The 12,936-nt window shown below is 63.6% G+C and carries 14 protein-coding genes; 9 read left to right on the top strand and 5 right to left on the bottom strand.

Annotated features, from left to right (window positions below; all coding sequences use genetic code 11):
- Window positions 1-32: 32 nt before the first annotated feature.
- Complete coding sequence (locus ASG84_RS06965) at window positions 33-938, bottom strand: AurF N-oxygenase family protein (RefSeq protein ID WP_082520840.1); 906 nt, start codon at window positions 936-938, stop codon at window positions 33-35.
- Window positions 939-1,092: 154 nt separating this feature from the next.
- On the opposite strand from ASG84_RS06965, the gene ASG84_RS06960 reads away from it, so the two are divergent.
- From ASG84_RS06960 to ASG84_RS06925, 8 genes are all read left to right on the top strand, one after another.
- Window positions 1,093-2,616, top strand: coding sequence for an adenylate/guanylate cyclase domain-containing protein (locus ASG84_RS06960; RefSeq protein ID WP_057476284.1), 1,524 nt, complete (start codon window positions 1,093-1,095; stop codon window positions 2,614-2,616).
- Window positions 2,617-2,731: 115 nt separating this feature from the next.
- The gene (locus ASG84_RS06955; protein WP_057476283.1) at window positions 2,732-3,397 is read left to right on the top strand and encodes an HAD family hydrolase; all 666 of its coding nucleotides are present in this window, start codon (window positions 2,732-2,734) and stop codon (window positions 3,395-3,397) included.
- A gap of 24 nt (window positions 3,398-3,421) precedes the next feature.
- Window positions 3,422-4,633 (top strand): sedoheptulose 7-phosphate cyclase, encoded by a 1,212-nt coding sequence (locus tag ASG84_RS06950; protein ID WP_057476282.1) that lies wholly within the window; start codon window positions 3,422-3,424, stop codon window positions 4,631-4,633.
- On the top strand, window positions 4,630-5,430 hold the full coding sequence (locus ASG84_RS06945; RefSeq protein WP_057476281.1) for an O-methyltransferase: 801 nt from the start codon (window positions 4,630-4,632) through the stop codon (window positions 5,428-5,430). Before ASG84_RS06950 ends, ASG84_RS06945 begins: the two co-directional genes overlap by 4 nt.
- Window positions 5,427-6,713 carry an ATP-grasp enzyme gene (locus ASG84_RS06940; RefSeq protein WP_057476280.1) on the top strand — a complete coding sequence of 429 codons (1,287 nt, stop codon included), beginning with the start codon at window positions 5,427-5,429 and terminating at the stop codon, window positions 6,711-6,713. The genes ASG84_RS06945 and ASG84_RS06940 overlap by 4 nt, the downstream gene beginning before the upstream one ends.
- Complete coding sequence (locus ASG84_RS06935; protein ID WP_057476279.1) at window positions 6,713-7,735, top strand: D-alanine--D-alanine ligase family protein; 1,023 nt, start codon at window positions 6,713-6,715, stop codon at window positions 7,733-7,735. The genes ASG84_RS06940 and ASG84_RS06935 overlap by 1 nt, the downstream gene beginning before the upstream one ends.
- A complete protein-coding gene (locus ASG84_RS06930) occupies window positions 7,732-8,484 on the top strand; it encodes a TauD/TfdA dioxygenase family protein (RefSeq protein ID WP_057476278.1) in 753 nt (250 codons plus the stop codon). Before ASG84_RS06935 ends, ASG84_RS06930 begins: the two co-directional genes overlap by 4 nt.
- A 50-nt stretch (window positions 8,485-8,534) precedes the next feature.
- The gene (locus tag ASG84_RS06925; protein WP_057476277.1) at window positions 8,535-9,260 is read left to right on the top strand and encodes a YoaK family protein; all 726 of its coding nucleotides are present in this window, start codon (window positions 8,535-8,537) and stop codon (window positions 9,258-9,260) included.
- A gap of 13 nt (window positions 9,261-9,273) precedes the next feature.
- On the opposite strand, the gene ASG84_RS06920 is transcribed toward ASG84_RS06925, so the two are convergent.
- Window positions 9,274-9,888 (bottom strand): TetR/AcrR family transcriptional regulator, encoded by a 615-nt coding sequence (locus ASG84_RS06920; protein WP_057476276.1) that lies wholly within the window; start codon window positions 9,886-9,888, stop codon window positions 9,274-9,276.
- 70 nt (window positions 9,889-9,958) lie between these two features.
- Here ASG84_RS06920 and ASG84_RS06915 point away from each other — a divergent pair, with 70 nt between their 5' ends.
- A complete protein-coding gene (locus ASG84_RS06915; RefSeq protein WP_057476275.1) occupies window positions 9,959-10,903 on the top strand; it encodes a DAPG hydrolase family protein in 945 nt (314 codons plus the stop codon).
- On the opposite strand, the gene ASG84_RS06910 is transcribed toward ASG84_RS06915, so the two are convergent.
- The 3 genes from ASG84_RS06910 to ASG84_RS06900 form a co-directional block, all read right to left on the bottom strand.
- Entirely contained in the window at window positions 10,900-11,499 is a 600-nt protein-coding gene (locus ASG84_RS06910; protein WP_235581567.1) for a hypothetical protein, read from the bottom strand. The genes ASG84_RS06915 and ASG84_RS06910 overlap by 4 nt on opposite strands.
- 4 nt (window positions 11,500-11,503) lie before the next feature.
- Window positions 11,504-12,439 carry a pirin family protein gene (locus ASG84_RS06905; RefSeq protein WP_057476273.1) on the bottom strand — a complete coding sequence of 312 codons (936 nt, stop codon included), beginning with the start codon at window positions 12,437-12,439 and terminating at the stop codon, window positions 11,504-11,506.
- 79 nt (window positions 12,440-12,518) lie between these two features.
- On the bottom strand, window positions 12,519-12,857 hold the full coding sequence (locus ASG84_RS06900) for a GNAT family N-acetyltransferase (protein WP_057476394.1): 339 nt from the start codon (window positions 12,855-12,857) through the stop codon (window positions 12,519-12,521).
- Between the last annotated feature and the right edge of the window lie 79 nt (window positions 12,858-12,936).

The following is a 12,936-nucleotide window of genomic DNA, read 5'->3' as shown; positions in this document are numbered from 1 at the left end:
TCGAATGTCCTTCACGGCCTCGAAAAGAGTGGTCAGAGCATGTGCAGACGACGGTAGATCATCTCGGCCGGCTTGGTGATCAATCCGCAATCGAGAAGGAATGCCATCAGATGCTCGCTCGAGGTGCGCATCATCGTGTGGTGGTGGGCGTTGTTCTTGGCTTCCTTCACCGCGCGGTCGACGTCGAGGCCTGCGGCTGCGTACACCTCTTTGTTGACCATGTTGGACACGATCAGGCGAGCGGCGATAGCGACGACGAGAGCACTGGTCTTGCGTCGAGCCGGGCTCTTCCCCGCGATGTCCTCGCGCATCTGTGCACGGGCAAAGGTCATGTGTCGCGATTCCTCGACGACGTGGATCTTGCTGGTGGTGCGCACGAGCGGCAGCACGTTCTCGCCGCGCATCCAGTCACGCTGCATGACGTCGAGAACCTCTTCGGCGACGAGGATGCCGCCGTAGGCGACCTCGGCGGACGCGAGAGCCTTGAAGCCACGGCCGAGTTCGATGCTCGAACGGCGCGGCAGGTATGCCTTGATGCCCATCTTCTGGCACGCGCGAGCGAACATGATCGAGTGACGGCACTCGTCGGCGATCTCGGTGAGCGCGAACTGGAAGTCCGAGTTCGACGAGTCCTTGCAGTACTGATCGCGAAGAACCATCTGCTGCAGGATCATCTCGAACCAGATGCCGGTGCTCATGATCGAGCAGACCTCGTGACGCGTGAGCGTGATGCGCTGTTCCTCGCTCATCTCGTCCCACAGCTTCGTGCCGTAGAGGGTGCTCCACTCCGGATTGAGGCCGTAGAGGGCGGGATCGAGATCGGCCTCCCAGTCGACCTCCTCGGCCGGGTCGTACGAAAGCTGGGCGGCAGAGTCGAGCAAACGCGCCGAAACATCCTCGGGCTCGAGAACGTCGTTCCTGGAGAGTGTGCTGGTCATCGCCGTCGTTCCTTTCATCGTCGAACAGGAGTGATTAACTGTTACGAAGATTACCAGGTACTTGCCGACACAGATAGTCACTCGTGCCGAATCTCCTCGATTTCTTTTTTTCGGGCACCTAGAGTTCGAGCGACCACAGAACGGAGATTCACCGGTGATCGCAGCTCTACGGTCCGCTCTCGGCCGCACCCCGATGCGGCTGTACGCGGCGGGCATGGTGTCGGCCAACGCCATCGGGGCGGTCATCGTGTTCGTGTTGGCGCGCTTCATCCTGCCGTTGCCGGTCGGATCCGAAGAGATCCTGTCGAATCGGAACTACCTCGCGTTCTTCGTCTATCTGCCGGTCGCGATCGGTATCGGGATCGCCCTCGGGCTGCGCGTCGCGAAACCGCTCGTACTGTGGCTGCACAACGGCGGAACGCCGTCGGACGACACCGCGATCGCCGTCGTGCGACTGCCTCTACGTCAGCTCGGTGTTCACGTTCTGTTGTGGGCCCTCGGCGTCGCCGTGTTCGTCGCGGTCAATGCGTCGGCCGGCGCAGCATTGTCGATCATCGTCGCGATCGCCGTGAGCTTCGGCGGATTGGCGACCTGCTCGTTGGGCTATCTGGTCGCCGAACGAACGCTTCGACCGATCACCGCCGCGGTGATGGACGTCAGCGAGGTCACCGACACGGTTGCTCTCGGCGTGAAGCTACGCGTGGTCCTCATCTGGGTACTGAGCACGGCCATCCCCATCCTGGGTCTCGGTCTCATCGGACTCGGCAGACTGATCGACACCGTCATCCCACCCGACGTCGACCTGTCTCCCGCGATGGTGTCGCTGTCCGCGATCGCCTTGGTCGTCGGATTCGGCGGCATGTTTCTGGTGGGCCGTTCCGTGTCGGACCCGCTACAGCAGGTCAGTAGCGCCATGCAACGGGTGGAGGCCGGGGCGACGGACACCCGCGTCGACGTCTACGACGCGTCCGAGATCGGCCGATTGCAGAACGGGTTCAACAAGATGGTGGTCGGTCTCGACGAGCGCGAGCGACTGCGTTCTCTGTTCGGCAGACACGTGGGCCACGACGTGGCGCAACGGGCACTGGCGAGTGCTCCCCGCCTCGGCGGCGAGAACCGGACGGTCGCGGTGCTGTTCATCGACCTGGTGGGTTCGACGGCCATGGCCGAGCGAGAATCCGCGGAGGCAGTGGTCGACCTTCTCAATCGGTTCTTCGCGGTGGTGGTCGAACACGGCGAACGACACGGCGGCTTCGTCAACAAGTTCGAGGGTGACGCCGCATTGCTGATCTTCGGCGCTCCGGTCGATCACCCCGATCCGGCCACAGCAGCACTCCGCACCGCGCGCACTCTGGCCGTCGCTCTCGCTTCCGGCGGCGGCTTCGAGATCGGCATCGGGGTGACGTACGGCCCGGTCATCGCGGGCAACATCGGGGCCGAATCGCGCTTCGAGTACACCGTCATCGGCGACACCGTGAATCAGGCGGCCCGGCTCACCGATCTCGCCAAGGACGACCCCGACACCGATGTGCTCACGTCCTCGATCGTGCTCGAGCACGCAACCGCGGACGAGAGGAAGCACTGGACAACAGGTGAGTCGGTCACACTGCGCGGACGATCGACACCGACGGTGCTGGCCGCACCCACGCATCGACATGGAGCGCCCACCACACCGTAGAAAATTCGAAGGTTTCCCTTTCGGTGCCGATGGGGCATACCCCCCGAACCAACTCACCCATCGCGCATGCGCGAGACATTGACTGGTACAAGGTCTCTCGCCCCGAAAGGCACTCATGTCCGCAATTCTGTTCGGTTCGATCAGCACGCTCGTCGACACGTCCGAACTGCAACGTCGCTCGTTCAACGAGGCATTCGCAGCTCACGATCTGAACTGGAACTGGTCTCGTGAGGACTACCGTTCCATGCTCGGGTCCAACGGTGGTGCCGACCGCATCAGCGAGTACGCATCCGACACGGGCACCGAGGTCGACGCCGCCGCGGTACACGCCACCAAATCGGAGATCTTCCAACGGCTGATCGGCGAATCCGACGTGAAAACCCGCCCCGGTGTTGCCGATACGATCGACTCCGCGAAGGCGAACGGCATGAAGGTGGGCTTCGTGACCACCACATCCCGCGACAACATCGACGCATTGCTGGCGGCCCTGAGCCCTGAGCTCACCGCCGACTCGTTCGACGTCATCGTCGACGCGTCCTCGGTCGACTCGGGCAAGCCCGATCCCGCGTCCTACGAGTTCGCGCTGAAGACGCTGGGCGAGAACGCATCCGACAGTGTGGCCATCGAGGACAACGCCGGCGGCGTGCAGGCGGCAACGGCAGCGGGCATCACGTGCGTCGCATTCCCGAACGAGAACACTGCAGGCACCGAGTTCGGCTCGGCCACCGATACCGTCGAGGCCCTCGATCCCGAGCGCGTCCGCGCTCTGATCTCAGCCTGACCCTTCATCAACCCAGGAGTAATTGTGAGCAATCTTCAGGCCCAGGTCGTTGCCGGGGACAGGTCTTTTCGTGTCGAGGGATACGAGCGAATCGAGTACGACCTGATCTACGTCGACGGTGTCTTCGCCCTCGAGAACACCGAACTGGCCGACAGTTACCGTCCGTACGGACGCGCGCTGATGGTCGTCGACGAATCGGTTCACGAGATCTACGGCGACCGCATCCACGCGTACTTCGACCATCACGACATCGCGCTGACCGTGGTCCCGGTACAGATCAGAGAAACCGCGAAGTCGCTCGAGACCTTCGAGCGCATCGTCGGTGAATTCGACGCCTACGGCTTGGTCCGTACCGAGCCGGTCCTGGTGGTCGGTGGTGGATTGACCACCGACGTAGCAGGTTTCGCGTGCGCCAGCTACCGACGCAACACCCCGTACATCCGCATTCCCACGACGCTGATCGGCCTGATCGACGCAAGCGTGTCGATCAAGGTTGCCGTGAACTACGGCAAGCACAAGAACCGCCTGGGTGCGTATCACGCATCGCAGAAGGTGCTGCTCGACTTCTCGTTCCTCGGCACACTGCCCGAGGACCAGGTTCGCAACGGTATGGCCGAGCTGATCAAGATCTCCGTCGTCGGCAACCTGGAGATCTTCGAGATGCTGGAGCAGTACGGCCCCGAACTGCTGCGTACTCGCTTCGGCCACCTCGACGGGACGCCCGAATTGCGTTCGGTGGCAGATCGATTGACGTACTCGGCCATCGCGACGATGCTCGAGCTCGAGGCCCCCAATCTCCACGAGATCGACCTCGATCGCGTCATCGCCTTCGGCCACACCTGGAGCCCGACGCTCGAGCTGACGCCGCCCGCTCCGTTCTTCCACGGCCACGCCATCAACATCGACATGGCACTGTCGACGACCGTCGCCGAGCAGAGGGGCCATTTGTCCACTGCCGATCGTGATCGGGTGCTGGGAGTCATGAGCAGCATCGGACTGGCACTCGACAGCCCGTACCTCACCCCTGAATTGCTCTCCGAGGCAACGGCATCGATCCTCAAGACCCGCGACGGTATCCTGCGCGCCGCAGTACCCGACCCGATCGGCACCTGCACGTTCCTCAACGATCTCGACGCGAACGAGCTGGCGGATGTGCTGACACTGCACAAGAAGATCTGCCTCGACTTCCCCCGCGCCGGCGAGGGCCTGGACATGTTCACCGCACCGACACAGTGACGGTAGAACCGCGACCGGTCACCCCGACGACCATTCTGGCGCGCGAGCTCGGCGAGATAGCTGCGCTGCTCGATTCCGACGCCGGGGTGACCGACGCATTGATCACCCGTGTTCATCGGGCCCGCGATCTCGCGGCGGGACTCGACCCGTACCTCGATACCTGCACCACCTCCGAATCTGCGGCATTGGCCACGTTGGCGTCGCGGACCCGCTCGGCGGACTGGAGATCACGTGACGTGGTCTCCGGTTCCGGGCCCCTGGAGATGGAAATGCTCTCCGGCCATGTGGAGGGACGCTTCCTGGCGTTTCTCGTACTCATGACCCGGGCGACGCGGGTGCTCGAGATCGGTATGTTCACCGGGTACTCGGCGCTTGCCATGGCCGAGGCGCTGCCTGCCGGCGGCGAGGTCGTCGCGTGCGAGGTCGACCCGTACGTGGCCGAGTTCGCGCAGTCGTGCTTCGCGGAGTCGACTGCAGGATCAGCCATCACGGTGCAGGTAGGTCCCGCGCTCGACACTCTTCGCAGGCTCGACGGCACCTTCGACCTGGTGTTCATCGACGCCGACAAGACTGGATACCGCGAGTACGTGGAGTATCTGCTCGAGAGCGATCTGCTCTCCGACGGTGCCGTGATCGCCGTCGACAACACCCTGCTTCAAGGGCAGCCCTACGCGGCGCAGCCGAACGAGAACGGCCGGGCCATCGCCGAATTCAACGACTACGTCGCCAACGACCCTCGTGTGCAACAGGTTCTGATCCCACTGCGCGACGGCGTGACGCTGATCCGGCGCACATGATCCGTACCGTCGCAGCACTGATCGGCCTGACGGCCACCCTCCCCGTCGATCTTGCGGTGGTGGGGGTGGCCGCTCTGCGTGGTACCAGGCCCGCCACACATCGAACTCCTGCACCGCGAACCGTTCTGATCAGCGGCGGAAAGATGACCAAGGCCCTGCAACTCGCACGGTCCTTTCATCTTGCCGGGCATCGAGTGATCCTGGTGGAATCCGCGAAGTACCGATGGACCGGACATCGCTTCTCGCGCGCCGTCGACCGCTTCCATTGCATACCCGATCCGGGAGATCCGGGATACGCGCAGGCTCTGCTGGACATCGTTCGTCGCGAGGGGGTCGATGTCTTCGTGCCTGTGGCCAGCCCGGCCGCGAGCATTCACGATGCGGACGCACGTGCGATTCTCGACGCGCACTGCGAGGTGATCCACGGTGACGCCGATACCGTGCGGATGGTGGACGACAAGTCCCGATTCTCCGAGCACGCAGCGTCATTGGGGCTACGGGTTCCCGACTTCAGGCGCATCACCGACCCGACCCAGATCGACGAGTTCGAGTTCGAGCCGGGTCGTGAGTACATCCTCAAGCGAATCTCGTACAACCCGGTCGGCCGAATGGATCTGACGCGGTTGACGGCGCACACGCCGGAGCGTAACTCTTCGTTCGCCCGAAGCCTGCACATCACCGAGGACGATCCGTGGATTCTGCAGGAATTCATCGCCGGACAGGAGTACTGCACGCACGGCACTGTGCGCGAGGGTCGCCTGCAGGTCTACGGCTGCTGCGTCTCGTCGGCGTTCCAGGTCAACTACGAGATGGTGGACAAACCCGAAATCCTGAGCTGGGTGCACACATTCGTCTCTTCGCTCGACACCACCGGGCAGCTGTCGTTCGACTTCATCGAGTCCGCTGCCGACGGCCAGATCTACGCCATCGAATGCAACCCGCGTACCCACTCGGCGATCACCATGTTCTACGACCACCCCGAACTGGCTGCCGCATACCTCGACGACGGTCATCCGATGACCGTGCCGCGTCCGACGGCCCGGCCGACGTACTGGATCTACCACGAACTGTGGCGGTTGATCACCGAGGGCAATCGAGTATCACGGCTGCGCACCATCTTTCGAGGCAAGGACGCCATCCTCACGGGGTGGGATCCGCTGCCCTACCTGCTGGTGCACCACCTGCAGATCCCGTCGCTACTGCTGCGCAATCTCGCCGCGCGCCGCGGCTGGTCTCGTATCGACTTCAACATCGGCAAGCTCGTGGAGAACGGAGGCGACTGATGGCACTGTCGGTGCTGGTGCTCGTAGGATCCTCGGTGGATGAGTTCCACTGCGATCTGTCTCGGGTGTATGCAGGCGGCTTTCTCGAGGCGATCGGTAACGATCCCGCGTACCAGCTGGTGATCGCGTTCGTCTCCCCCGGCGGGATGTGGAGTTTTCCCGACGGTATCGACGCTGCCAGTGTGGCTGCGGCGCAACAGGTACCCCTGGCTCAGGCAGTGGAGGTCATGTCTACGTGGCACTTCGACGTCATGGTGCCGCAGATGTTCTGCTTACCCGGTATGACGACTTACCGCAGCCTGTTCGATCTGATGGATGTGCCATATGTGGGTAACATACCGGCCGTCATGGCCATGACGGCCGACAAGGCACTGGCCCGTGCCGTCGTCGCCGCCGCCGGAGTCGCCGTCCCGGCCGGCACGGTGGTGCACAGTGGCGGGACCGTCGATCTCGAATTGCCTGTCGTCGTCAAGCCCGTCGACTCCGACAATTCGATGGGCGTCACGCTCGTGGAGGACGAAGACTCGTTGATCTCCGCAATCGACGAGGCGCTGGCGTATTCGTCTGCTGCACTGGTCGAATCGTATGTTCCACTCGGGCGCGAGGTTCGGTGCGGCATCATCGCGATGGACGGTGAGCTGGTGTGCCTGCCCCTGGAGGAGTACGCCGTCGACTCCGTGCGGACGAGTGCCGACAAGTTGAATCGAACCGAGGACGGAGATCTGTACCTGGTCGCGAAGCAGCAGACCAAGGCATGGATTGTCGACTCCTCGGATCCGATCACCGAGAAGGTGTGGGCGGCAGCACGATCATGCTATCGGTCGCTGGGGTGCCGGCACTACGGGCTGTTCGACTTTCGCATCGACCCCGACGGGGAACCATGGTTCCTCGAGGCCGGTCTCTACTGCTCGTACTCGCCTTCGAGTGTGCTCGCGGTGATGGCTGCGGCAGCGGACATCCCGATCGACCGCTTGTTCGCGAAGTCGGTCGCGGAACTATCGAACAAGGAGTTGGCGTCATGACGTTGGGAATTGAAATCCGCGGTCTGGACCTCGCCTCGGCCTCGGTGGACGAATTACGCACGCAGCTGGCCGAACACGGTGTGCTGATACTGCGAGAACAGGCCCTGGACGACGAGCGTTTCCTGGCGTTTCTGCGTCGGTTCGGCGAGATGATGTTCACCGAGGGCGAGACTCCGGTCCCGGGATTTCCCGACCTGAACGTCGTGAGCAACGTCGGCCGCACCACGCCGCCGAAGTCGACGTTCCACGTGGATACGACGTACGTGCCGAATCCGCCCGCGTACACGGCATTACGGGCGGTGTCCGTACCGGCGGCCGGCGGCAGCACGCAGTTCAGCGACCAGTACTCGGCGTACGAGACGCTGCCTGCGGCAATGAAAGAGGACCTGGCGGGACGCACGGTGACACATCGGGTGACCGGGGTGGCGTCGGACACCGATTCCTCCGCCGAACATCCCTTGTTCGCAGTCCATCCGCTGTCCGGCCGCACCGCCCTGGCTCTCTCGGCACCCGCCCGATGTGTCGCGATCAGCGGAATGAACTCCGAGCAGACGCGCGAGACCATACGGTACCTTTTCGAGCACTCCACTCGAGCGGAGAACGTACTGCAGCACGCATGGGCTCCCGGTGATCTGGTCATGTGGGACAACCGATGTGTGATGCATCGGGCCGATCACAGCGGCGTAGTGGGAAACAGGGTGATGCACCGCGGAATGATCGCGAATGCGGAGAACGCGTCGGTTATGTGACCGACGACTCAAAGAGTTGCCGCCTCCTCTGAGGTCCGGACAATCGAGTCATGACCTCACCCCTGTCGATCAGCCGCGACACAGCCATCGGTGCCGAAGCTCGTCTGTCCTGGATCCTGTCCGGACTCGCGGGAATGGTGGGCGCAGTGGCGTTCCTGCATTCCGCCGGCTATTTCGTGACGTTCATGACCGGGAACACCGAGCGTGCGGTCGTCGGCCACTTCGGACACCCGGAGGGCAAGGAGGTTGCACCGGGCGCTTCGCCGTGGGCAGCGCTGGCCCTCATGGGGTCGTTTCTTGCGGGTGTGGTGATCTCGTCGATCTGCCGGCGGCGCTACTGGTCGAATCATCCGCACGGAGCAACGGTGCTGACCACCATTGCACTCGCGGCAGCAGGGACGATCGACATTGCGATCTCCGGTTGGTCTTCCGCGAACGTGAACTTCTACCCGATTCTGTTGGTGGCCTTCGCACTCGGCGCTCTCAACACCGCGTTCACGAAGAAGGAAGAGACGTACATTCCCCTCAGCTACGTCACCGGAACGTTGGTCAAACTCGGCCAAGGTATCGAGCGCCATCTGTTCGGTGGTGGAACCCATTACGACTGGCTCAGCTACACAGCGCTTCTCGGTTCGTTCGCACTGGGCGGGGTCGTCGGCGCTTTCATCGGCGTTGTCATCACCGGACCGCAGGTACTGCTTCTCACGGCATTGATCAGCTTCGGTGCGACGATCTTCACGTTCACCCACACCGAGCGTAATTCACTGCTGGGCTGACGCCCCTGCTCCGCTAATCCGCGACGATCGGTGAGGTTGCCACGACTGTGCGCAGCATCTGCTCCACCAACGACCGGGGCAGGCGTGATCCGATCAGTACCTGCCGCTGAATCAGGCCCTCGATCATGACGACCAGCGTCTCGGCTTCCGCCTGCGGATCCTCGGAGTCGAGCGAGGCGACGATCCATTGTGTGTAGGTCACGAATGCGCCGCGCTGAGTGTCGAAGAGTTCTCTGACCTCGTGATCATGCTGAGCCTCACCGAGCATGATGCTCCGGGCGATGACCCGTTTGGCTGCGTCGCCCGTCGTCATCGCTTGGATGAAGTCCACGATTCGGCTCACCACGACGTCGACCGTGAGGGGTTTGGCGTCGACCAGACTTCCGAACGTCGCCCCGGCAATCTCGAAGTCGCGGGCGAACAGTTGCCCCAACGCCAGGTGCAGCAGGCGACTTCGAGTGGGCGCGTGATAGTTGACCGACCCCGGGCCGAGTCCGGCCGCTTCGTCCACGGCCCGATGCGTCAGCCCACGAAAGCCTTTGGTGGCCAGCACTTCGATCGCGGCTGTCGCGATCTCGTCGCGCCGCCGCACTCTGGATGCGTCGTCCTTGGGCGTGGCAGGACTCATACCGCGCAGTGTACTGGCCAGGTCGTTGACACTCCCGGAGACCACGCCATATCCTCAACGGAAGTTGAGCATGGGGGAACACATGATACGAAAGCCGACACGGCGTCAGGTCGTCCTGGGGGCCGCAGCGGCGGTGACCGCGACCGTCCTCGGGACTGCATCGAGGGCGGCCGCAGCACCGACGGTCGGATCTGCGGACGACTGCGGTGAGCGTTACGCGGGCTATCGAGACGCCGATCGAGATCGGCCGTACGCCCGCTACATGGCAGAGCGAACGAGTCCGGCACCGACTGCGGTGGCCGATGCCTATGCGGCACCCCCGCTCTCACCCGACGCGGTACCCGGATTCGATTCGATCACAACCGATCTCGGCCCCACCGGGTACTCCCGAGTCGAGACCGGGTACGGGCAGCGAGCCGACGGGGTGACGTTCGTGGCGGTACGCACGGTGATGCCTCGGGTGACGGCGGCCATGTGGGACTGGTGGTTCGGATGGCACTCCACCGAAGCGGCCCGCTACAAGCTGTGGCACCCCGATGCCCACCTGTACGCCGCTCTGGCGGAGGATCGGACGGCACTCGACATACCCGACAAGGCCAAATACGTCGGCAACACGACGTTCGTGGACGAGTACGTCGGCCCCAAACTGCAGCAACTGGGCATCGGCTTTCGTGATCCGATTGCGCACGGCTTCGACGTGCCCACGGATCAGACGATCGTCTTCGGCCGAGTGGGAAGCTCCATCGCACCGGTGGATCTGGGGTGGCTGGCCCATCAGGTCAGACCCGTCGACGGCGGTGCCGAGATGCGCAGCCGCTTCCACCTGAACCTGCGCGGGTTGCACGTACCGGACGTGAAGCAGGCCGCGTGCGCTGTCCGCCGGGGAGCGTCGGTAGATCCTACCGACCTCGTGCTCGGGCTCGATCTCGCCCGAGATCTGATGCTGCACTGCGGACAGGAGATGAACCACCTCGCCGGCTTCCTGCCCGAGTTGTACGCCGAGTTCGGGAGCTAGTGCCCCAGAAACACCTTCGCCAGCACGATCAGTGCCGCAACCGCTGCGGTGGCCAGCCCACCGAGAAATGCACGGAAGGTCAACCGGTTGCCGCGAATTCGCTCGGTGACCATCTGGATCGTGGCGATGCGCACCACGATGACACCACCGGCCAACAGTTCCGCCCACTGCGCCGGGAGCACCGACAACCAGCCGAGCGCCAGCATCAGCGCCGGGACGGTTCCGGAACTCAGGATGGGGACGGCATCGCGAAGCTCCTCGAAAGCTTTGAACTTGCGTTGCTCGTCGGTGGCGTCTCCGTGCGCCTCGGGTATCTGACTACCGGCCACGAAATCGGCGAACACGTGCGCCAGAAAGGTCGTCCCGGCCGTGGCCAGAACCAGGACCGCAGCTGTTCCGTGTTCGATCGAGCCGGGCGTCGACGCCGCAACCGCCGCGAGGATGAGGATGTTTCCGTAGACGTAGGCGGACAACCGTGCTGCCGCCCGCGCGGGCGTCAGTGGACCGCCGGCACGGGTGACCAACCGGCGATACAACCGGGTTCTGCGAATACGGGGCTCGGCGTCGGTCATACCCCGAATCGTTGCACGGCTCATGTGATCACTCGACAGGAACGCCCAGCCGTCCGGCCTGGTAGTCCTCGAAGGCCTGCAGCACTTCGGACTTGGTGTTCATGACGAACGGGCCTGCCATGGCAACGGGCTCCCGAATCGGCTTTCCACCGAGAACGAACACCTCGAGCGACTCCCCCACCGCCGACGCGGCCATCTCGATGGTGTCGCCGCGGCCGAACAACGCCGTCTGCCCCATCCGGATCGGGCGCTTCTCCGCACCGACGGTGCCCTCGCCCGCGAGCACATAGACGAGAGCGTTGAAGTCCTTGTTCCAGGGTATGGTCAGCTGCGCCCCGGGAGCTATCGTACTGTGCGAGAGCGCAATCGGAGTGTATGTCGAACCCGGGCCCTGCATACCGGCGATCTCACCGGCGATGACGCGAACGAGCGCACCGCCGTCGGGACTCGACGCCAACGCCACCTTGCTACCGGTGATGTCCTGATAGCGCGGGTGCGCCATCTTGTTCTCCCGCGGCAGATTGACCCACAGTTGTACGCCGTGAAACAGCCCGCCGGAGAGAACCAAATGCTCGGGCGGGGCCTCGATGTGCAGAATTCCCCCACCGGCTGTCATCCATTGCGTGTCGCCACCGCTGATGATGCCGCCGCCACCGTGAGAGTCCTTGTGCTCCATGATCCCGTCGATCATGTAGGTCACGGTTTCGAATCCACGGTGCGGATGCCACGGCGTGCCCTTGGGCTCACCGGGCGCGTAGTTCACCTCGCCCATCTGATCCATGTGGATGAACGGGTCGAGGGCCGACATGTCCAGTCCTGCAAACGCGCGGCGAACCGGAAAGCCCTCGCCTTCGTACCCGGTCGGGGCCGTCGTGACGGACCGGACCGGCCGGGGGACGGCGGTGGCGTCGGGCATGGGGATTCGGGGCAACGCGAGGATGTTGTCGACCGTCACTGCGGGCATGGCTTCCCTTTCGGCTGGGTAGTTGACTCTGCAACTACTAATACAGCTCAACCTACCGGTGCCGGACGCTATTCCCGCCTCAATTCTGCTGGTCGGCCAGCCATTGCCGGACCTCGTCGGTGGGCTGCTCGACGATGTCGTCGAATTCCGAGTGCTTACCCACGAACGCCTCGACCAAGGGACAGATCGGAACGATGCGCTTGGCGTCGGCCCGGGTGGCGTCGAGTGCCTGCTGTACGAGAATCGTTGCCAGACCGCGTCCGCCGTATACCGCGTCGACCTCGGTGTGGAAGAAGATGCGCCGCGCATCCTCGTCGACGAACTCGGTGAAGCCGACCTGCGCGCCCTCGACCGAGACCGTGAAACGGTCTGCTTGCTGGGCGATCTCCACCTCGGCACCGGTTTTGTCGACCGTCATCTCGTGCTCCTCGTTCCTCGGTGGCGCGACTCGCACCTGGTTGTTCACGATCGTGCACGATCGGCGGAAATCTGTCGAT

This window comes from Rhodococcus sp. Leaf278, assembly GCF_001426085.1.
In the GTDB taxonomy this organism is placed as follows: domain Bacteria; phylum Actinomycetota; class Actinomycetes; order Mycobacteriales; family Mycobacteriaceae; genus Rhodococcoides.
This window is presented reverse-complemented; position numbering and strand designations above follow the sequence as displayed.